Origin of the sequence: Sporosarcina sp. NCCP-2331, from assembly GCF_023707945.1 — a bacterium.
Classification (GTDB): Bacteria; Bacillota; Bacilli; order Bacillales_A; family Planococcaceae; genus Sporosarcina; species Sporosarcina cascadiensis.
Genome location: NZ_BRCD01000003.1, coordinates 35,350 through 56,575 on the forward strand (window position 1 = coordinate 35,350; position 21,226 = coordinate 56,575).

The 21,226-nt window shown below is 44.8% G+C and carries 20 protein-coding genes; 10 read left to right on the forward strand and 10 right to left on the reverse strand.

Annotated features, from left to right (window positions below):
• The first annotated feature begins 2 nt into the window (after positions 1–2).
• Positions 3–296: a hypothetical protein gene (locus NCCP2331_RS02500; RefSeq protein WP_309296353.1), complete on the forward strand. Its 294-nt coding sequence runs from the start codon at positions 3–5 to the stop codon at positions 294–296.
• A gap of 249 nt (positions 297–545) precedes the next feature.
• On the opposite strand, the gene NCCP2331_RS02505 is transcribed toward NCCP2331_RS02500, so the two are convergent.
• The 8 genes from NCCP2331_RS02505 to NCCP2331_RS02540 all read right to left on the reverse strand — a co-directional run bounded on the left by NCCP2331_RS02505 (position 546) and on the right by NCCP2331_RS02540 (position 8,248).
• Positions 546–1,124, reverse strand: coding sequence for a hypothetical protein (locus tag NCCP2331_RS02505; RefSeq protein WP_251668258.1), 579 nt, complete (start codon positions 1,122–1,124; stop codon positions 546–548).
• A gap of 223 nt (positions 1,125–1,347) precedes the next feature.
• Entirely contained in the window at positions 1,348–2,103 is a 756-nt protein-coding gene (locus NCCP2331_RS02510; protein WP_251668259.1) for an IclR family transcriptional regulator, read from the reverse strand.
• A gap of 53 nt (positions 2,104–2,156) precedes the next feature.
• Positions 2,157–3,425: a M20 family metallopeptidase gene (locus tag NCCP2331_RS02515; RefSeq protein WP_251668260.1), complete on the reverse strand. Its 1,269-nt coding sequence runs from the start codon at positions 3,423–3,425 to the stop codon at positions 2,157–2,159.
• Entirely contained in the window at positions 3,425–4,372 is a 948-nt protein-coding gene (locus NCCP2331_RS02520) for a DUF1177 domain-containing protein (protein WP_251668261.1), read from the reverse strand. The genes NCCP2331_RS02515 and NCCP2331_RS02520 overlap by 1 nt, the downstream gene beginning before the upstream one ends.
• Positions 4,373–4,390: 18 nt before the next feature.
• The gene (locus NCCP2331_RS02525) at positions 4,391–5,359 is read right to left on the reverse strand and encodes an ABC transporter ATP-binding protein (protein WP_153723573.1); all 969 of its coding nucleotides are present in this window, start codon (positions 5,357–5,359) and stop codon (positions 4,391–4,393) included.
• Positions 5,352–6,365, reverse strand: a complete 1,014-nt coding sequence (locus tag NCCP2331_RS02530; RefSeq protein ID WP_153723574.1) for an ABC transporter ATP-binding protein — start codon at positions 6,363–6,365, stop codon at positions 5,352–5,354. Before NCCP2331_RS02530 ends, NCCP2331_RS02525 begins: the two co-directional genes overlap by 8 nt.
• An 18-nt stretch (positions 6,366–6,383) precedes the next feature.
• Positions 6,384–7,283, reverse strand: coding sequence for an ABC transporter permease (locus NCCP2331_RS02535; RefSeq protein WP_251668262.1), 900 nt, complete (start codon positions 7,281–7,283; stop codon positions 6,384–6,386).
• The gene (locus NCCP2331_RS02540; RefSeq protein ID WP_153723575.1) at positions 7,283–8,248 is read right to left on the reverse strand and encodes an ABC transporter permease; all 966 of its coding nucleotides are present in this window, start codon (positions 8,246–8,248) and stop codon (positions 7,283–7,285) included. Before NCCP2331_RS02540 ends, NCCP2331_RS02535 begins: the two co-directional genes overlap by 1 nt.
• A gap of 247 nt (positions 8,249–8,495) precedes the next feature.
• Between NCCP2331_RS02540 and NCCP2331_RS02545 the strand changes: the two genes are divergently transcribed.
• The 9 genes from NCCP2331_RS02545 (at position 8,496) to NCCP2331_RS02585 (ending at position 18,994) form a co-directional block, all read left to right on the forward strand.
• Positions 8,496–10,103, forward strand: a complete 1,608-nt coding sequence (locus NCCP2331_RS02545; protein ID WP_153723576.1) for an ABC transporter substrate-binding protein — start codon at positions 8,496–8,498, stop codon at positions 10,101–10,103.
• A gap of 77 nt (positions 10,104–10,180) precedes the next feature.
• Positions 10,181–11,272 carry an amidohydrolase family protein gene (locus NCCP2331_RS02550; RefSeq protein WP_251668263.1) on the forward strand — a complete coding sequence of 364 codons (1,092 nt, stop codon included), beginning with the start codon at positions 10,181–10,183 and terminating at the stop codon, positions 11,270–11,272.
• Positions 11,272–12,435 (forward strand): amidohydrolase family protein, encoded by a 1,164-nt coding sequence (locus tag NCCP2331_RS02555; RefSeq protein WP_251668264.1) that lies wholly within the window; start codon positions 11,272–11,274, stop codon positions 12,433–12,435. Before NCCP2331_RS02550 ends, NCCP2331_RS02555 begins: the two co-directional genes overlap by 1 nt.
• A complete protein-coding gene (locus tag NCCP2331_RS02560) occupies positions 12,432–13,097 on the forward strand; it encodes an AroM family protein (RefSeq protein ID WP_264879206.1) in 666 nt (221 codons plus the stop codon). Before NCCP2331_RS02555 ends, NCCP2331_RS02560 begins: the two co-directional genes overlap by 4 nt.
• Before the next feature lie 951 nt (positions 13,098–14,048).
• Positions 14,049–14,975 carry an aminopeptidase gene (locus NCCP2331_RS02565; RefSeq protein ID WP_251668266.1) on the forward strand — a complete coding sequence of 309 codons (927 nt, stop codon included), beginning with the start codon at positions 14,049–14,051 and terminating at the stop codon, positions 14,973–14,975.
• Positions 14,976–15,074: 99 nt separating this feature from the next.
• Positions 15,075–15,893 carry an ABC transporter permease gene (locus NCCP2331_RS02570; RefSeq protein WP_251668268.1) on the forward strand — a complete coding sequence of 273 codons (819 nt, stop codon included), beginning with the start codon at positions 15,075–15,077 and terminating at the stop codon, positions 15,891–15,893.
• A 5-nt stretch (positions 15,894–15,898) separates the two neighbouring features.
• Positions 15,899–16,678: an ABC transporter ATP-binding protein gene (locus NCCP2331_RS02575; RefSeq protein WP_251668270.1), complete on the forward strand. Its 780-nt coding sequence runs from the start codon at positions 15,899–15,901 to the stop codon at positions 16,676–16,678.
• A 32-nt stretch (positions 16,679–16,710) separates the two neighbouring features.
• Entirely contained in the window at positions 16,711–17,781 is a 1,071-nt protein-coding gene (locus NCCP2331_RS02580) for an ABC transporter substrate-binding protein (RefSeq protein WP_251668469.1), read from the forward strand.
• A gap of 319 nt (positions 17,782–18,100) precedes the next feature.
• Positions 18,101–18,994, forward strand: a complete 894-nt coding sequence (locus tag NCCP2331_RS02585) for a DMT family transporter (protein WP_251668272.1) — start codon at positions 18,101–18,103, stop codon at positions 18,992–18,994.
• A 40-nt stretch (positions 18,995–19,034) separates the two neighbouring features.
• Here NCCP2331_RS02585 and NCCP2331_RS02590 read toward each other — a convergent pair whose 3' ends face one another.
• Both NCCP2331_RS02590 and pepT read right to left on the reverse strand, forming a co-directional pair.
• Positions 19,035–19,982 (reverse strand): DMT family transporter, encoded by a 948-nt coding sequence (locus tag NCCP2331_RS02590; protein WP_251668274.1) that lies wholly within the window; start codon positions 19,980–19,982, stop codon positions 19,035–19,037.
• A gap of 4 nt (positions 19,983–19,986) precedes the next feature.
• Entirely contained in the window at positions 19,987–21,213 is a 1,227-nt protein-coding gene (pepT, locus tag NCCP2331_RS02595) for a peptidase T (protein ID WP_251668288.1), read from the reverse strand.
• Positions 21,214–21,226 lie beyond the last annotated feature (13 nt).

The following is a 21,226-nucleotide window of genomic DNA, read 5'->3' on the forward strand; positions in this document are numbered from 1 at the left end:
GCATGTTAACAGAGTTTCCTGTAGTCCATACAAATATTTGGGATGCGGTCTGGGCTGTGCCGGTCGTGCTGGTCGTGGTCCTGCTTGCCAAGTGGCTGTTTCGCATGCCGGCGAGCTGGCTTTCAACAGTGGCCACGGTTCTCGCATTGGCACTTTCTATATTCATCAGCCACCCAAAAAATCTGTCAGCTGGGATTTTTATGGGGTTTTTCTACAGCGGTGCAGCCATGGGTATTATTTATTCCACAAAGCAGTCGTTTTATGCTTATCGAAGAAGAAAAGGGACTGCTGAATGATCGCCTGAAGTGCAAGTGCGAGCGATTTACGCGCTTATATGATCCTTGTGAAGGCAAATGAGCGTGGGGCAGTATTAATGATCACTTAGGGGTATCCAATGAGCATTCGGCAGAAAGGCCATTGAAAAAGCTGTCCAGAAAGTTGTGTGTGACTTTCTGGACAGCTTTTTTTGCGTGTCTGCGCGAATGAATGAAGCGGACCAAAGTATCTCGGTTCTGCCGGGCGCCAAACGCACGCGCATCCCAAATTTATTTTAACGGGCAGAACCCGCATTGTATCAAACCTGGCACGTCCTTTGAGAAACAGCAGGTGGTACGGACGGTGGTGTTCAGCAAATCAGATGGTTCACTGCCGTTTAAATATTTTGCAAAGCGGGAATGGCCGGCAATGCCTTTCCATGTTTCATCGTTTTTTAATATGTTCGAGTCTTCCCGGGCCTCCATCTCTGTGCTCGGATCTGAAAGCAGCACATGATATTGCCACAGCCAGAAGCCGAAAATATTTTCCCATAAAGTTAATGGAGAAATGCTGACAGTCATCCGCATTGCTGTGATGACGGCATGTGCATTCTCTAACACACCTCGTATGGCTGACAGTCTTTCATTATCCTCAACAATTTCCCAATCAGCTGCGTCTGCATAGGTGCTGATGGTCCGATTGCCGAACTCCATAATTGCTCCGAAACGCAGATCATCTGCAGATCCTTTCCACATTTCATCATACGCGGCGAGATTATACAGCTGCATCGCAAAAAACATGCCGAGCCGGCGCATGAAGAAGGAAGCAGCGACAGTTTCATTCGGACTTTGACTAACAGTTTTTGCCACCAAGATACAATCTTTATTCCGCGCAGGATCTTGGAGGTCGGCCAGCGTGAATACGGGATGTTCCGGGTTCTCTAAATAAATACTGTAGCTATTCAATTCTCTGATTTGATCTGGTGTAAGTATAGTCATGTATTCAGTATAGTAAAATGATGTAAGAGAAACAACCGGGATAGTTATGCAAAAAAGAAAGAGTGCCAGCAGGGGAGCGCTGGCACTCTTTCTTTTAAAGGGCTAGATTATACTTCTGCATATTACACAAGATAGCATCCCGTGTTTTTCGAAGGTGGGGAATGAACGAAGATTGTTGCTCTTGGTCAATTCGATACGAAGGGCCAGCTACAGTCAGCGAACCAAGAACCTCTCCATCGATGATCAATGGGACAGCTGTCGCAACGACGTCAGGGGTATATTCGCTTTGACTCATAGCAAATCCATTCTTTTTTATCAACTGAAGCTCTTTGCGCAGTTCATCAGGATCCGTTTTCGTTTTATCGGTAAATTTAACCATTTCACCAGAAAGGACTTTTTCAATTCTCTCATCTGACAGATAGGCCAGAATGGAACGATAAGATGCACCAACATATAAAGGGGCACGGCTTCCAGGTGTGATAGGGAAACGGACTTTGTTTTCCGGTTCGATGACGGTTAGCATTAACGTATCATCCCCATCTAAAACTGTGAAAAATACAGATTCCCCTGTTTGATCACATAGCTCTTGTAAATGAGGATTGATCATCTCTTGGACATTCAAATTTTCATAGAAAACAGTGCCCAATTCCCAAACAGCAGAGCCGAGCTTATACTGTTTGGTGATCGGGTCTTTAGAGATGAATCCATTTCGTTCCAATGTTTCTAGTATTCTATAGACATTGGTATGGTTAAGTCCCATTTCAGCAGCCAATTCTCTGCCACCCCAAACACTTTTTTCACGTGTAAACATCTTCAGAATGACTAGTGCCAAGTTGACTGTCTTTAGCATAGAAGACTCCTTTTATTAATTTATTTATTATTCACTCGTATAAGTAAATAATACTAATTATTGTGTAGGAAATCAATGGCAGCGGCTGCATATACCTTTGCACATCGTACAATATCTTCCACTTGGACTTTTTCATTATATCCATGAATGCTTGGTAAGTAAGCAGGTCCGTATTGTAATACGGGAATATTATGATCTCGGAAATGTCTTGCGTCACTGCTTGCCCACTGCATGACACCATATGACTCCTTGCCTGTTATAGCGCTGATATTGTCAACGATCGCACGGCATACCGGGTCTTCCGCAGGCGTATAGTTGGCTTCGCTTTTAAAACCAAATAATCGAATGGAGTAGCGAATATCCAGGCTGTCCAATTCCTTTTTCAAGTATTCCGAGACTTGTGCATGTGTGACACCGAAAGGCAATCGGCAGTCTACTTGCACTTTACAACTTTCGGGTATTACATTGGATTTCGTACCCCCGTTGATTGTACCGATGTTCACTGTAATTCTTTCCAATACCGGTTGATATTTGATTCTATCTTTTTCTACTTCCCGCATATAGCGTTTCGAAACTTCTATCAATGGCTGTATCTCTTCAGGAATATGTACATCCAGCTCCCATAAGCCTTGAATTTTTTGGATCGCAAGAATCGCATCTGTAATGGCATTGTTGCCTGCGATAGGGGAAAGACTGCCATGTCCAGGTTCGCCAAACACTTCAAGTTCAAACCAATAGGATCCTTTTTGACCGATCGTTGGATTTAATGGAGAGGAAGGTTCGGCGATTAATGCACCGTCTCCCGTTACCAGCTTTCTTTCCAGTAACCAAGGCACACCGTATTCTCCGCCAGTTTCTTCATCAGGAACAATGGCCAATGTTAATTTACCGGGCAGTTCAATATTTAAGCGCTTGAACAAACCGAAAACGAAAATTAATCCTGCCAAGCCTGCTTTCATATCACTGGCGCCGCGGCCTAACATCCATCCATCTTTTATTTCACCTGAGAATGGATTGAAATCCCACTTCGAGAGGTCGCCTGCTGGAACAACATCGGTGTGTCCGCAATATACCAGTTCCTTACCGCCTTCAGCACCTTGGGAGGCTAACAAGTTATACATCTTGTCAGCAGCTTCATGCCAGTCCAACTCTACCCCTGATTTTTTTAAATAGCTCGCAATGAAATTACTGATTTCTGTTGAATCACCAGGAGGGTTTTCACTTGGGATCTGAATCAATGAACTGCACAGCTGCAATAGCTCCTCTTTATTTTTTTCTACTTCATCCACAACGAATTTTTTTAAATCTTCTAAGTTAGTCATTAAGCATTTACCTCGTTTCCTTTAGTTTGCAAGTGACTCATTTTTCCGTACAGTGCTTCAAGATGCTCGAACTCTTTCTCATCGAAGAAGGAACATTTCCCTTCGCCGTAATACTTTGCAACTTCAATTGCGTAACGCACAGCTTGTTCCACATCTGTTGGATGAGTTGCGCCTGTTGAACAGCCTGCTACAGCCGTTTGAGTTGTAAGAGCGATGCCTACTACTGGACTATTGGTCGCAACTGCTGGCTGCAAGATGCTATTTACGTGATACACTCCGTTGCCATATGGTGTAATATCTTGTGTTGTAATTGGCAGTGTGACCGGTAAAATACCAGCAGATTGTGTATACAGATGTAGAAGATCATTGCTAACTTTTAAGATATATCCTTCTTTTACAGTAGGAGTGATGGCAAAGCCTTTATGGTTGGTGATCATATTTCCTTTTGTTGTATCGATTGAAATGATGGCATCCATTTCTTTCGTCACTTCATGCTGGTTCATTTCCATAATATCTACCGGAGAACCCATAAACGGCACCGGTTCGTGTGGAGAAGTCGGAGCTACAGGACAAATATGCGTTGTTAAAACTACATCTCCTTGTAAACGATCTCCTTTATTGCACATATCTAATAATTTTGCGGCAGCTGACATACTTGCAAGTGCTCCATCTCCGTCAGATACAAAACCGGTCATTTCAGGGCGTGCCCCAATTCCACCCAAGCGTCCGATAATACCTAGAGTTTTCGCTGAACCCCCGTTGATTTTTCCATTTACGCCTGGAATGGTTACCTTGATAAAATCAGTTGATCCTTTTTCTCCTTCTACCGTTTGGACATGAATTGTAGCAGCTGATGAAATTTGTTCCAAGTAGCTTTTCACATCTTCACCTGATACGGTGTGGTGATCCATAACCTCTAATAGTTCAACTACATGCTTTAATGACATTTATAATTCCTCCAGTTTTTAATATAGGTGACAAGAAACTTTATGGCCTTCATCTAATTCTTGTAATTCGGGCCGTGTATTCTTACAAACATCCATTACAAAAGGACAACGTTTATGGAAATGACAGCCGGATGGCGGATTCACAGGACTTGGAACATCACCTTTTAAAATAATTCTTTCCCGCTGTTCATATGGATTCTCTTTTGGAATAGCCGAAAGAAGTGCCTTTGTATAAGGGTGTTTAGGATCCTCATAAATCTCCTTGAATGTACCTGTTTCGACGATTTTACCTAGATACATCACTGCAATCCTGTCGCACATATAGCGGACAACATTCAAGTCATGGGAGATAAATATATAGGTTAAGTTGAATTCCTTTTGAAGACTCTTCAACAAATTAATGACTTGAGCCTGTACGGATACGTCAAGAGCTGAAACAGGCTCATCGCAGATGATGACATCTGGATTTAACGTCAATGCCCGAGCGATATTGATCCGCTGCTTTTGCCCTCCGGAAAACTCATGCGGATATCGGCTGGCATGATAACTGCTTAACCCTACAATTTCCAACAGCTCATGCACACGTTTGCGGCGGCTCTCTTTCGTGCCGATTTTATGAATGACCAATGGTTCGGCAATTAACGATTCAATAGTTTTCCGCGGATCTAACGATGCATCGGGATTTTGGAATACCATCTGAATAGATTTTCGTGCACTGCGGATTTCTTTTATACCGAGAGACGCTAAGTCAGTACCATTGAATTCAACAGATCCCGAAGTAGGACTGATCAGCTGGTTAATCAATCGCGCTAATGTAGATTTCCCGCAGCCTGATTCGCCTACGATTCCAAGCGTTTCTCCTTTGAATACATCAAAACTTACCCCATCTACGGCTTTGACACTTTGTGTAGATTTTTTAAAAGGCATTGGATCTGAAATAGGGAAGTGTTTTTTTAAATCGGTCGCTTTAATAATAGTTTCAGTCAACGAACATTCCCTCCTTCTTCTCCAATCGGCTTGTTGCAGTTTGAAAATGGCAGGCAGCAAAGTGTCCTGGCTCTACTTCAATATATTCAGGTTTTTTCGTGTGGCAGATTTCTGCGCTGTACGGACATCGGTCAACAAAAGGACAGCCAGGGACAGGTTTCCGTAAGTCTGGAGGACTTCCCGGAATAGCAGGCAATTTTTCGTTATGCTGAACATCTTTTGTGATTTGTGATTCCAGCAGTCCCCATGTGTAAGGATGCAACGGGTTTTTGAAGATGGTTTCAACAGACCCCGATTCCACCGTAGTTCCCGCATACATGACGATGATGTTGTCACACATTTCCCAGACAACACCCAGATCATGAGTAATCATGATGATGGACGTATCGTTTGATTCTTGAAGATCTTTCATTAGCTCCAAAATCTGTGCCTGCACTGTCACATCAAGTGCTGTCGTCGGCTCATCTGCAATCAATAATTTGGGATTACAGGATAGAGCGATTGCAATCATGGCGCGCTGCCGCATACCTCCAGAAAATTCATGGGGGTACATATCAATTCTCTTTTCCGGTTCGGGTATACCAACCGTTTTCAGCATTTCTATGGCTTCCAATCTTGCCTCTTTCTTCGATAGCTTTTTATGCTGTCGAATGGCTTCAATAATCTGATTGCCTACTGTGAAAACAGGGTTTAAGCTGGTCATCGGATCTTGGAAGATCATAGCAATTTCATTTCCGCGGATGGCCCGCATTTCTTTTTTGGACAGAGTCAATAAGTCTGTACCGTTAAATAAAATTTTACCGCTGCTGATTTTACCAGGAGGTGAGGGGATGAGTTGCATCAATGCTGTAGCTGTGACACTTTTACCTGATCCCGACTCGCCTACGATTCCTAACGTCTCTTTTTTCTTCAATGTCAGATTTACACCGTTAACGGCCTTGACAGTAGAAGAGGAAGAGCGGAATTCCACATCCAGCCCTTCGATGGATAGCAAATTCTCCGACATTTCGATTCCTCCTATCAGTTACACGCGCATTTTTGGATCAAGAGCATCTCGTAAGCCGTCACCGAATAAATTGATGCCTAAAACTGTAATAAGAATGGCGAGTCCTGAGAATGTCGCCATTTGTGGATTTAAAACTAAGAAATCTTTTCCGTCCTTCAAAATACTTCCCCATGAAGCAGTAGGGGGCTGAACACCTAGACCAAGGAAACTAAGTGCGGCTTCTGAAATAATGGCGCCCGCTACGCTCATTGTTCCATACACAATCAGCGGCGCCAGACAGTTAGGCAGCACGTGATGGAATAAAATTCTCGAATGAGTTGCCCCAAGTGAATGTGTGACTTCGATATATTCTTCTTCTTTCACACTTAGTACTTGTCCGCGCACAATCCTTGCAAAGCCGGGAATATTCGCAATACCAATGGCAATAATTACGTTGACGAGACCTTGACCGAGTACAGTCATTAGCGTGATTGCCAGAAGAATGAATGGGAATGCGAACAGTCCATCCATCGTACGCATGATGATGGAATCAAGTCTTCCGCCGAAATAACCCGAAATCAAACCAAGGAATGTACCTAAGATCGCACCGAATAAAACAGCAGAAACACCGACTAGCAGTGAAATTCTAGCTCCATATACCAGACGGCTGAATAAATCACGGCCGTAATTATCTGTACCTAGAATGTGACCATCCGTTCCGATCGGTTTTAAAGAGTTTCCCACATTCATTTCGTTTGGCGGATGTGTAGCGATAAAAGGTGCAAAGACAGCAACGAGAATCATCAGTATGGTAACGGCCAGCCCAACTGCTGCTAATTTATTTTTCAATAGTTTTTTCAAGAACACTTTTTCGTTAGCAGGAATATTGCCTTTTGCTGCAGCAATCGTTTCAGGAGTGTTCGGTTGGACGTTCATCATTACTGTCCGCCTCCTTTGCTAGATTCATAATTAACTCTTGGATTGACAACTTTATATAAGATATCAACGAGTAAGTTCACTAATACGAAGATAATGGCAATGAATAGAACGGTTCCCTGAACGACGACGAAATCCCGTTTATCGATTGCATCTACGATGAGTCGGCCCATGCCCGGCCAACTAAAAATGGTTTCTGTTAGAACTGCACCGCCTAAAAGCATGGAAATTTGCATACCAAGGACAGTCAAGATTGGTGTTAAAGCGTTTTTCAATACGTGTTTCGAGATGACCCAAAATTCGGCAACACCTTTTGCACGTGCGGTCTTAATATACTCTTGTGAAATTACTTCTAACATACTAGATCGTGTAATTCGGGCAAATGTCGCCATCGGGATCGTCGCCAGAGTAATACTTGGAAGTATGAGATGTTTTATATATGAAATCCAACCATCATCGAGCGTCCCCATTCCTGTTGCCGGAAACCATCCTAAGTTTACGCTGAAGAATAGAACGAGCATGACGCCTAACCAGAAAATCGGCATCGAAACCCCAAGTAATGAAACAAGCATAACGCCATAATCCAATGCGGAGTTTTGGCGTGCAGCTGAAATCATGCCTGCAGGAATTCCGATAAGCAATGCAATGATCAGAGCTGCAAGAGCTAGAATCACTGTATTAGGAAAACGCTCCATTATTAATTGAACGACAGGCTGGTTATAACTAAGGGAAGTCCCAAAATCGCCTTGTAATAATCCCAGCAGATAGTCAAAAAATTGTTTATAAAGCGGTTGATCCAATCCCAATTGTGTAGTTAATTTTTCAATATCTTCTACGCTCGCTGTCGGTCCTAACATGACAGCCGCAGGATTACCGGGGATCAGTCGTGTGATGATGAATACAATGACTGCTACTACAAAAACGGTAGGAAGTAGGTCGAATAATCGTCTGATTATATATTTCCCCATGCGCCTTCACCTCTGTTTCATAAATTTGAACCACTGGTCCACAATGTGAATATTCGTAATTCTAGCATTGTAAGAATTAAAAGTAAATGATAAATTTTCTGTCTCCATAATTAATTAGCAAGTATACGAAGGGTCAGAATATTTGAAATTACCTCTTTACATGAAAAGATCTCTGTGATAAATTATTAACTATCTTAGTCAGTGAATCATTGGTTCACAATATGAAACAGAAGGAAGTGGGAGAAAGATGAGAAGTAAAACGTTAAGAATATTTTTACTGGGTATGGCGTTATTGTTGGTTCTGAGTGCTTGTTCGGGAAAGAAGTCTACGACAGGTGATGAGTCAGCAAGCAGTGGAGATTCAACTAGTGGGGAACCACAAGACGGCGGAGTATTGCAAATTGGTTTATCAGCGAATCCACAAACATTGGATCCAGTGAAGTATACCGGGGTATATGAGTCTCAGGTTATGAGATCAGTAGCGGATACACTAGTAGTTTACAGTAAAGATTTATCCGAAATTAAACCATCACTTGCGACAGAGTGGGAAATTTCCGATGATTTATTGGTATATACATTCAAGCTGCGAGACGATATTTATTTCCAGCCGGGCAAATATCAGGATGGACGTAAAATGACAGCAGAAGACGTAAAGTATAGTTTGGAAAGATCTGCAAAAGAATCTGTTATGAATCGATTACGCGGAGTAACAAAAGTAGAAGTGACAGGCGAAAATGAAGTGGAAGTACATTTAGAAAAAGCCAATGCAGCTTTATTGGCGGTATTGACAGACGCAGGGAACGTTATTGTACCGAAAGAAGAAGTAGAAGGATGGGGAGAGAGTTTTGGTGCGAATCTAGTTGGGACAGGCCCATTCATGATTACAGATTGGCAGAAAGATCAGCAGCTGACATTGGACCGTTTCGATAAGTATTGGGGCGAAAAGCCTCACGTAGATTCCGTGAAGATGAAAGTAATTGCGGATACGAATATGATGACAAATGCATTGCGCTCAGGTGATATCGATATCGCGATGGACGTAAAAGGGCAAAACCGTGCATTAATTGAACAAGACGAAAATTTGGACTTGCTTACAACGCAAGCATTATCAATCACGTACTTGGATTTGAATAACAAAAAAGGACCCACTGCGGATCCAAAAGTCCGTGAAGCAATCTATAAAGCAACGAATGTAGATGAGCTTGTACAAGGTGTGAGTCAGTGGGGCGGAGCTGTACGCTCTTATCTACCATTACCTCCAGGTTCATGGGGATATGATGAAGCTTTGGAAGATTTAGTGCCAACATTCGAACCTGAAAAAGCGAAGGAATTACTTGCAGAAGCAGGCTATCCGGATGGTTTTGAAACAGAGATTTATGTAGCGGAAGCACGCGTTCCATATGCAACCATCTTCCAGAACCAAATGAAAGAAAACTTAAATATTGATGTAGAGATTAAAGTTGTCGAGTGGGGAACTTACAGTGATACGGTGTCTAAAGGAAATGCACCTATGTCAATCGGCGGCTGGTCATGGTATCCAGATCCTTACTTCTTCTTATACCAGCTGTTCCATACCGATCAGTTGAGCGCATTGGGCAATGGTAAAGGATATGAAAATCCGGAAGTAGATAAATTATTAAATAGCGCACTTTCAGATACAGCAGATCAAGAGGAACGTGCAAAGTTGTATCAAGAAGCATTGAAAATCATCTTGAAAGATGTACCTCGTCTTGAAATTGATGTACAAGAATCAACTGCCGGGGTGAATAAAAAAGTACAAGGGTTTGACGTATCACCAGATAACTCCATTCAAATTGTTCATCCAAATGGCGCCAATGTTTGGTTGAAGCAATAAAATATCAAGCAAAGAGAAAAGTAGAGTGCACGTCACTCTGCTTTTTTCTTTGACAGATGAAAAGTGAGGCGGAAGCGTTGAAAATATTAATTTGTAATGGATTTGTATTTGACACCATTCATAAGGCGTTTTTTAAAAAAGATATTTTGCTTGAAGAGGAGCGTATTTATGAAGTAACAGATGGATCGAACGAACAAGAAGCAGATATGTTGATTGATGCGAATGGAATGTATGTGACTCCGGGATTAATCGATACCTGTTCTTCCATTGGTTTAAAGGAATCTGGAATTGGCCGGGAAGGTAATGACAGCTATGAGCCATATGCCGATGAAGGAATGATCTTCCACGTCCGGGATGGGATATACCCTTTTGATACTTCGTTTAAAGATGCATTGGAAGCCGGAGTAACCGCCAGTCATATCATGTCGGGTCCCGAAAGCGTTGTCGGTGCGGTGACCGCAGTCATCCATTCTGCAGGAACTACATTTGAGGAAATGTGTATTGCAGATGGAGCAGGTATTTCCTTTTCGATGGGCGATGTACCCAAGCAGGCTTTTTTTGATGCGACTGGAAAACCTTTGACACGAATGGGGATTGCTGCACAGATGCGGAAAATGATGCATCAGCTCAATCAATCTTCCGACTTGAAGGACAAGCGCATTTTTATCCGTTGTCATCGAGCTGATGATTTGGAAACAGCATTGCGAATTGCAAAGGAAATGGATAAATCCATTACACTCGTCCATGCCACTGAATTCACCTCGATGGATGAACGTTGGTCTGATCAGGTTGAGGAAATTATTGCGGGACCTGTGTTTCAATCTATCGAACGCAATGAATTGATGAAACTGCATCCCTCTATATACCAGAACTTATATCAACGCCAAAAAAAGTTCGTTTTTGCATCCGACCATCCCAAAAGCGGAGTTTCCAATTTGAAGCTGGAGGCGGCTTTGGCCATTAGAGAAGGAGTGCCTGAGAATGAAGCGCTTTACGCATTAACTAAAGGAGCGGCTGAACTCTTGTCAATTGATCATGTAACGGGAACAATCGAGGCCGGAATGTTTGGCGATCTAGTAATTTGGGATCAACATCCAATGAATGTAACAGCTACAGTATGGAAGACGTTTATTAAAGGTACTGAAGTTTATAGTAGAGGTGATTTCTGATGGTAACAGTTTTACGTAACAGTACAGTGTATACGATGAATAAGTCAAATGAAGTTCTGCAGAATGCAGATATCTGGGTGAGTGAAGGAAAAATTGTAAAGGTCAGCAAATGCTTTGATCTGCCTTCGGATTCACAGGTTATAGATTGTTCGGGCCAATTTATTACTCCTGGATTAATAGATGCGCACACACATGTGGGATTATGGGCGGAAGTTACGGAAAGACAAAACGATGCCAATGAATATTCCAGTCCTTGGACTCCTTTAATGAATGCAAAGGATGGTATTGATCCACGGCACTTCTCGTTTGAACAGGCCGTAATGGGAGGAGTCACAACTGTTCAAACCGGAGCAGGCAGTGCTAATCCAATCGGTGGTGTATGGAGTATTTTAAAGACAGCAGGCGTATCATTTGACGACAGAATAATAATAGAGCGAAGTGGATTGAAAGGAGCTTTAGGAGAAAACCCAAAGAATGTGTTTGGCAATCAATATAAAACGATGCCGATGACAAGAATGGCGGTGGCGCACTTGATTCGCAAAGGCTTCCTGGAAGTATTGCATTTGAAAGATTGTGAGAGGGAGCGGCTGGCAGAGAATCATTCAGAATTGGTTCCATTTGCTGAAGTATTGGAAAGGAAAATGCCTCTTCGGTTACATTGTCACCGAGCCGATGATATAGCGACTGCTATTCGAATTGCGAAAGAGTTCGATGTTAAATTGTCATTGGAACATTGTACGGAAGGGGTGTTGATGCTCGATGCCATTAAAGCGAGTGGAGCCACCGTAACATTGGGTCCTTATATGACGCCCGCATCGAAATATGAAAATAGACTTTCTACAGCTAAGAGTCCAAAACACTTCCATGAGTTGGATATTCCGTTTGCGATTATGACCGACCATCCATTTATCCCAATCCAGTACCTGTATTATTGTGTAGTAGAAGCAGTCAAGTATGGATTGGATGAGATGGCGGGACTTAAAAGTATCACACTGGCTGCAGCTGAGATTATGGGTATTGCCGATAAAGTAGGTTCGATTGAAGAAGGAAAAGACGCCGATTTTGCTATTTGGTCACACAAACCATTTGAAACGAAAGCAAATGTTCTTTCTACCTATATAGAAGGTAAAGAAGTATTTCGCCATGCAGGAATGATACGTTGAAAACGCTATGTGTCTTAACGATTGGTCAAAGTCCAAGAGAGGATATGCATGAGACTTTCAAAAAGTACATTCCGCATGTAAATATAGTGGAACGAGGTATTTTGGATTCCTATTCAATGGATGAAATAGAAATGTTAGTCCCTTCTCAGTCGGGGCAGACGCTCGTTTCCCGTTTGCGCGATGGTTCTAAGGTGCGTTTGGATAAGAAATTTGTCGATGCGGAATTAAACAAGTTGGTTGCAGTATGTCAAAATGAACATGTGGATGCTATATTGGTTGCTTGTACAGGGAAGTTTGAATTATTAACTTCAACAAAACCTATTTTGTATCCCGACTATATTGTGAGTCAGATAGTAAAAGGGTTGTTCCGTGAAAAGGAAATCGGCGTGATTGTCCCGTTATCCGAACAGCAAACCGAAATTTCTGGGAAGTGGAAAGAAGCTGAAATCAATTGTATGCTTGATTATTGCTCACCCTATCAATTGGATTGGAATGAATTTCAGAAGGCAGCGAGGTATATGGATGATTTGCCTATACAAGCTATTGTTTTAGATTGTATGGGATACGATGATGAAATGAAGCACTATATGGCCCGTTATACTGCAAAACCAATCCTTCCCTCAAGAAATCTGGTGTTTGCTGCAGTTGCTGAAATGTTTTAGTGCGATTTTACGGGTCTGCACCCAAATGTGTGCTTGACAGGCTATTTCATGAGCAGTTTGAGATTGGACTGTGATTGCGCAATATAGGATGAGCGTGGAAGGATACCGTTTCCCTGCGTTCCAGGCGGACGCGTGTCTTGAGGGCCCGCGGTGAGCCAAGCGAACAGCGAAGGGTTCGCTTTGCCGTATTTCTGCGCTCTTTGCAGAAATTTAGGCAAACTGTGCTCATAACGCTACGCTTTTATTCGCAAAAGCCTTTCTTCGTAAAGGCTTTCGCTCCCGCAAGTTGTCTCACCTGTCGGGCTGATCCTCCCAGAGTGTTTTTAGCCGCGGGCTCACACGAAGTGAGTCATGCAACCGTTGCCAAGCGAACAGCGTAGGGTTCGCTTTGCCGTATTTCTGTGTCCTTCGCAGAAATTAAGGCACCTGTCGGCGTACTTAGGTTGCCTGGAACGAAGGTACACTGGCTGGTGTTTCAAGACTTTTTGTGTGAGCAGGCAGTATGAGCACACTATTTGGGGCTATGACAATGGGTAAGGTTTTTCATGCCATACTTATCATCATGCAAAGGCTTAGATTCTTGTGATCGATGCATTTACAAACTCGAGATGCGGAACAAGACAAGCTAATTCATACTCTGCAAAAAAATCAGTACATTGTACTTTTCCAACACCAGCGCAGGCGCAACTGCGGGGTAGGCCGTGGCTGTGAGACTGCTGGCATGCTCTTCGTCAGTAGGCTCATAGCGTAAGGCAATCCCCCAGCGCCAAAGCGGGTTTACACTGCAAACTCACACTTCAATTAAAATCCATAAAAAGTCGAGAAACGAAATTCGCACATAGTAGATCCACACACTGCCAACATGCACGTGACAGGTTGTCAAGCACATGTTTTGGTGAAGAGCCGATTTTACAAAGTAAAATAATTAATTTATAAGAAAGGATGTTGAAAATGTCTCAATTTGCAACAATTGTTAAAGGCCTCATGAGTACGAACTTCTCATTGGATCGGTCAGCATCTATTCTAGTATTGACAGATCGAAGCACGGAAGACGTTGGCCGTAAGTTCGAAAGTGCATTAAAAGCAGATGAATGGAAGACAGATCTATTTGTAATGGAGGATCGTACAAAATCAGGAGAAGAGCCGTCTGTTGAAGCGGCACGTCATATGCTGAAATATGATATGGTCTTTTGTTTGACTAAGCACTCCTTAACACATACAGTTGCGCGTAAGCAAGCGAATGCCAAGGGGATAAGTGTCATAACCATGCCGGGCATTTCAGAAGATATGTTTTTAAATGGCGCTATGCGTGCTGATTATAGCAGGGTCGAGCAGGAAACGATTGAAATGACAGAGAAACTGAATACTTTTCAACAGGTGACTCTTTATACAGGAGGTAATCACAAGTTAATTATACCAATAGGAGATAGACAGGGGATCGCCAGCACGGGTGTCTTTAAGGAAAAAGGGATGTCGGGCAATTTGCCGTCTGGTGAAGCATACGTCGCTCCGCTGGAAGGCCAGGCAGAAGGGACGATTGAAATCAATGGCTCCATTGCAGGTATTGGATTAGTACAAGAGCCTGTTGTGCTGACCATAAAAAAAGGATGCTTAACAGAAGCAACCGGAACTGATGGTGAAAAACTATTATCGTTATTAGGACAAGAAAGCGGCAGACTTTTGTGTGAACTGGGTATCGGGACTAATCATGCTGCTCGGCTGACAGGAAAAATTTTAGAGGATGAAAAAGCTTATCAGACTGCCCATATTGCTTTTGGCTCTAACCATACATTTGGCGGGATGATTAAATCTACTGTTCATATCGATTGTGTAACAAAGCAGCCACGAATTGAATGGGACAGTAATATATCCATATAACGGACGAGCATCGGCTAAATCAGCCGATGCTTTTTTTAGGCATGCCCAACCAATTCACTAGGCATACACATATTATAGGCAGTGAAGAGGTGGTGAAAGGTGGAGAAGCAACAGCTTATACACAATGAGTCATTTGAAGTGGAGCAGCAGGAGTGGAAACGGCGGCAGCGCAAGCAGCGGGGTAGGCAGCTGCTGACGGTCGTATCACCAATTTTTATGCTGCTTCTATGGGAAGTATTGTCAAGGACCGGCATGCTGGATATACGCTTTTTCCCTCCGCCGAGCGTCATTTTGCAGACGTTTTTTGAAATGGTGGTCAGCGGGACGATGGCGCAGCATGTAGGCGTTTCGATGTACCGGATTTTCCTTGGATTTTTGGCCGGTGTCATACCGGGCGTGATCATCGGGCTGCTCATGGGGCTGTATTCACCGATCCGGCATTTCATCCAGCCGATTGTCATGGCGCTCATGCCGATCCCGACAATCGCATTATTGCCGATCATCATTATTTTATTCGGCATCGGGGATTTGTCGAAAGTGGTGACGATTGCCGGAAGTGTCTTTTTCCCTGTGGTGATCAATACGGCGGCCGGGGTGCTGAATATCGATAAAATCTATTTGGACGTCGCCCATAATTATCAGACGGGGCGCTGGAATTTCTTTTTTAAAATTGCGCTGCCGGGAGCACTGCCGGTCATGCTCGAAGGGATTCAGATGGGGCAGGCGATTGCCTTGCTGACGATTGTGGCGGCGGAAATGATGGGAGCTACTTCGGGAATCGGTTATTTGATCTGGACGTCGTATAAGGCGTTTTTATTGCCCGAAATGTTCGTCGGCCTGATACTCATCTCCTTTTTCGGCTATTTGTTTTCCATCATCCTGCGCGCAATGCAGAATAAGTTACTGCCATGGAGGTGAATGAAATGGAGGGGAAACCTAAGATTACGGTAGACAATCTCATGAAATCTTTTTATAAGAAGCAGGGAAGTGTGGTCGCACTGGAGGATATATCGTTGACTGTGCAGGAAGGGGAATTCGTCTGCCTGGTCGGACCGAGCGGCTGTGGCAAGACGACGCTGCTGCGGATTTTGGCGGGGCTTGAACAGCCGAGTACGGGCAGCTTTACGATTGATACGGAGCAGCAGGACCGGCCGCTGCAGTCGATGGTGTTTCAGGAGCGTGGTGTGATTCCCTGGCTGACTGTGGCGGAAAATGTAGCATTCGGACTGAAGATGCGCAATTTGCCGAAAGAATTGATTGTGGAGCGGACGGATTATTACCTGCGGAAAACAGGTCTGGAACGATTTGCTTCGCTGTATCCGAAAGAACTGTCGGGCGGTATGAAGCAGCGGGTGAGCATCGCACGTGCGTTTGCGAATGATCCCGAAATTCTCTTAATGGATGAACCGTTCGGCGCGCTTGATGAACAGAATCGCTTTATCCTGCAGGAAGAATTGCTGAGTATCTGGGCGGAAACGAAGAAGACGGTGCTGTTCATTACGCACAGTATTGATGAAGCCTTGCTTTTGAGCGACCGCATTTTACTGATGGGAACGCAGCCTGGGAAGATTATTGAGGAAATTGTGATTGACAAGCCGCGGCCGCGAAAAGTAGAAGACATCCGGAATGATCCGGAAATGGCCGCGAAATTTATTGAAATTTGGCATCATTTGCAGGAAGAAGTACGGAAATCTAGAGAATAAACAGGCAAAGGAGAGATGATGTGGGGAAGTGGATGAAAAAAGCAGGGTGGGCCGGGTTGCTGTCTGTGGTTTTATTGGTCGGGGCGTGCTCGCAGAAAGAAGCAGAGAAACCGGCACCAGTTGATGAAACACCGAAGTCCGGCGATTTGGCGCCGCTTGAGAAACCGGCGAAAATTTTCATTGCGGAAGATGGAGCGGCTTCAGGGGCGGGATTCTATATTGCGAAGGAAAGGGGCTACTTTGAGGACTATAATATTTCTGTAGAGTTTGCGGATTTTGCCAATAGTGACGACATGCTTCCGGCATTGGCAGCAGGAGAGGTCGATATCGCAGGCGGCGTTTCCACTGCATCCTTCTTTAACGCGATTGCACAGGGCATTGACGTGCGGATCATAGCGGATAAAGGACATAATATGCCCGGGGAATCGTATTTCAGTTTTGTTATCGGAAATCATATGAAGGATCAAATTAAAGAGTACAGTGACTTCAAAGGCAAGAAAATTGCAGTGTCTTCCCGAAATTCGATTGATGGCTATATTTATGAAGAAATGCTGAAACATGCAGGTCTGACGGAGGAAGATGTCGAATATGTACACATTGCCGATTTTGGTGCGATGCTCGGCGCGATTGATTCAGGAACGATTGACGCGGCACTGAATATTGAGCCTCTCATTGCCCAAGGAATCAATCAAGGTTTCCACCTCCGTTTTGGAGATACGACAGATTATGCACCTGAATCACAAATCGCAATGGTGCTCGCCTCACCGCAATTTATGGAGAATGATGAGCTGTCGCTGCGCTTCATGGCTGCCTATCTGAAAGGTGTGCGCGATTATAATGATGCCTTCTTTAAGGATGAGGGAGAAGCAGAAATCATCGATATCATGGTGAAGCATACGGCGCTGAAAGATCCTGAGCTTTGGGAGCGGGTTTTCGTCACAGGTCTTGATCCAAACGGAAAAATGTTTATTGATGATATCAAGAAGCAATATGAGACATATAAAGCAAACGGCGCGATTCGCGGAGATATCGATTTCGATAAGTCGGTCGATCCGTCGCTTGTGGAACGGGCCATTGAGGAAATTGGTTTGTACGAAGAGTAAAAAGAGGGGGAGCTATCCGGCGCATCGGACGGCTCCCTTTTTTATTTGGATAGACTGGCGGCGTGATCATGAAGGCCGCCCAGCCGCGCCAAAGTATTACCCGGCCGCACCAAACTGCTGAGTAACCGAGCGTAACCGGCCCTCTGCCGCACATTTCTCCTGCTTTACCGAACCATACAGCCCTTTGACCGCGCCAAACCAGCCCCGCGCCGCACCAATCCTGCCAGGAACACGCCCTGAAAATACAAAATCCGCCTACAATCCCAATGAAATTCGTGATAAACTAAAACGACTGAATAGTGGAAGAATGGTGAACTACTTGAAGCGATACATAGGGGAAATCGGCCTGATGATAACGGCAATTATCTGGGGCAGCGGCTTTGTCATGAGTGCACTGGCGCTGGATTATTATACGCCGTATCAAATACTAGCGGTGCGGTTTGCGCTGGGGGCGGTTTTATTGGGATTGGTATTCCATAAAAAACTGCGTCAGATGAACAAAGCGGTTTTGTGGAAAGGTATGCTGCTGGGATTCCTGCTGTACACGGCATTTGCTCTGCAGACAGTCGGACTGCAATTTACGACACCTTCGAAAAATGCATTTTTGACGGGTGTCAATGTGGTGATTGTGCCGTTCATTGCGTTGATCTTATATAAGCGGAAGCTTGATACGTTTGAATTATTCGGAGCGGTTTTGGCATTAGTCGGCGTTGCGGTGCTGTCGCTGCAATGGTCGTCGAGTATTAACTTCGGAGACGTACTGACACTGGGCTGCGCAGTCCTGTTCGCATTCCATATTTTCTGCACAGGGCGATTTGTCCGGACGGAAGATGCAATTTTGCTGACACTTCTGCAAATGGGAACTGCGGCGCTGATTGCCTGTGTGACAGTCGTTGGATTAGGAGAAACATCGTTTTCGATGCATCCGGCCGGCGTGGGTTCGGTGCTGTACTTGGCGCTATTCTCGACAACGATCGCATTTTTGATGCAGACAGTCGGCCAGAAGCATTTATCCGAGACGAAAGCGGCGATTATTCTGTCGACGGAATCGGTATGGGGCATGGCATTCTCTGTCGCGCTGGCTTATGAAGTATTAACGGGGCGGATGTTTATCGGAGCACTGCTAATATTCATCGCGATATTGATATCCGAGACGAAGCCGCAGTTTTTCAAAAAACGCAGCATTCAGCGGGTGAAAGAACGAAACGTATAACCAGAAATTGGACTGCCTCTGAAAATAGGCAGTCCGATTTTTATTTTGCCGCTAAGGAGGTTTGATAGCTGTGCAGCGACATGCCGCCGATGATGACCAGTACTCCAACCAATGAAAGTGCACCAGGCAAAGGCAGGCTGAGCAGCAGCATTTCACCGAGCATTGCGAAAATCAGCTCGACGGATTGCGTTGCTTCCACTGCAGCGAGCTTCCCTTGGTCATGCTGTACCATATCGGTCGCCATGAAGAAGAGGGAAGTCGCGATGACGCCAGAGCTCACCGCCACGATCAGCGACTGCACGACTTGGCTCACGGACGGCAGACCGACTGTTGCAGTGGCATAGACGGCCATGACGAGCCAGACAGGAAGTGTCATCAGCGTCATCGCCAGCACCCGCTGGAACATATCGAGGCGTCCGCCGAGCAGGTTCATCATTTTACGATTGCCGAGCGGATAGGAGAACGCCGCAATTACCAGCGGCAATGTTCCAAGCAAAACCGTTTTCGTCGATACACTGCCGGCGTGCGGAATTTGAATCAATACCACACCTGCCAGAATAACCAATGAAATGATGAGCGACGCCGCAGGAATCCGATGGCGGATCGTCCGCAGTTCACCCGTCCCGGTCTTCGCCTGAAATGTGAAGAGCGGGGCCAGCAAAACGCCTGCTACGATCGTCATTTGCCATGTTCCTGCGACGAGCCATCCCGGGCTGTAGCCGGCTGAAAATGTCAACGGTCCATAAAATAGTACAAAGGCAACGAAGCTCCAAATGAAAAATGGCACGGGAGCTGCTGTCATTTCGCGTTTCATTCCAGGCAGGCCTCCGCGAAAGGCGACGATTACAACGAGAAACGGCACCATGAAGAAATATCTCAGCGATGCGCTCCACAGCCAGCTGCCGCCGTCGAGCTCCATCGATCGATTCAAGACAAACGTGACAGCGAAAAAGAGTGCAGATAAAATGCCGATCCAGATAGCTTTCATCGGATCAGCCGCGTTGCTCCTGCAGTTTCAGTGCTTCGATAATCACTTCTGTCGCTTTTACCATACTATCTGCTGAAATAAACTCATATTTGCCGTGGTAATTTTCGCCGCCTGTAAAGACGTTAGGTGTCGGCATTCCCATAAAGGACAGCTGTGAGCCGTCCGTACCGCCCCGGATCGGTTCGATTTTCGGTTCAATTCCGAGATTTCGGTAGGCGTCTGCCATCAAATCGACAATCTCGATGACCGGCTCAATTTTTTCACGCATATTAAAGTACTGATCAGCCATCGTCAGCTCAACCGCCTGCTCCCCGTGCTTCTCCTGCAGACGCTTGACCGTGTCTTTTACCAGCTGCTTACGGGCTTCAAACGCCTGGCGGTCATGGTCGCGGATAATATACTGATATACAGTCTTTTCAACAGAGCCTTCCGCATCCATCAAATGAATAAATCCTTCATAATTCTCGGTCTCCTGCGGGATTTCATTCGCGGGCATTGCTGCCTGGAATTCAGCCGCAATTAATAATGAATTGACCATTTTTCCTTTTGCTGTGCCCGGGTGGACGTTTGTTCCCCGGAAAACAATCTCTGCGCCGGCTGCGTTGAAACTTTCATACTGCAGTTCGCCGAGCGGACCGCCGTCCATCGTATAGGCATAGTCTGCGCCAAAATGTTCTACATCGAATTTATGCGGTCCGCGCCCAATTTCCTCGTCAGGCGTAAAGCCTACGCGTACTTTGCCGTGCTTGATTTCCGGATGCTCTTTTATATATTTCATGGCCGTCATGATTTCTGTGATGCCCGCTTTATCGTCCGCGCCGAGCAGCGTCGTGCCATCCGTCGTGATGAGCGTGTGGCCATGATAATTATTCAATTCAGGAAATGCCGCGGTCGTCATGACGGTATTTTCGTTTAATTGGATGTCCTGGCCGTCATAATTGTCGATGCGCTGCGGATTGACGTCTGTCCCGGTATAATCGGTCGCTGTATCGACGTGAGCCAGGAAACCGACTGTCGGCAGTTTTTTGTCTGTATTGGATGGCAATGTCGCAAATAAATAGCCGTTTTCATCCAATGAAATGTCCTCTAAACCAATTTCAGCAAGCTCGTTTTCAAGCAGGTGCAGCAAATCCCACTGTTTAGCTGTAGAAGGTGTTGTGTCAGATGCTGCGTCTGACTGCGTATCAATTTTTGCGTAGCGAATGAACCGTTCAATCAATTGTTCTTTCATTAGAAAAAACTCC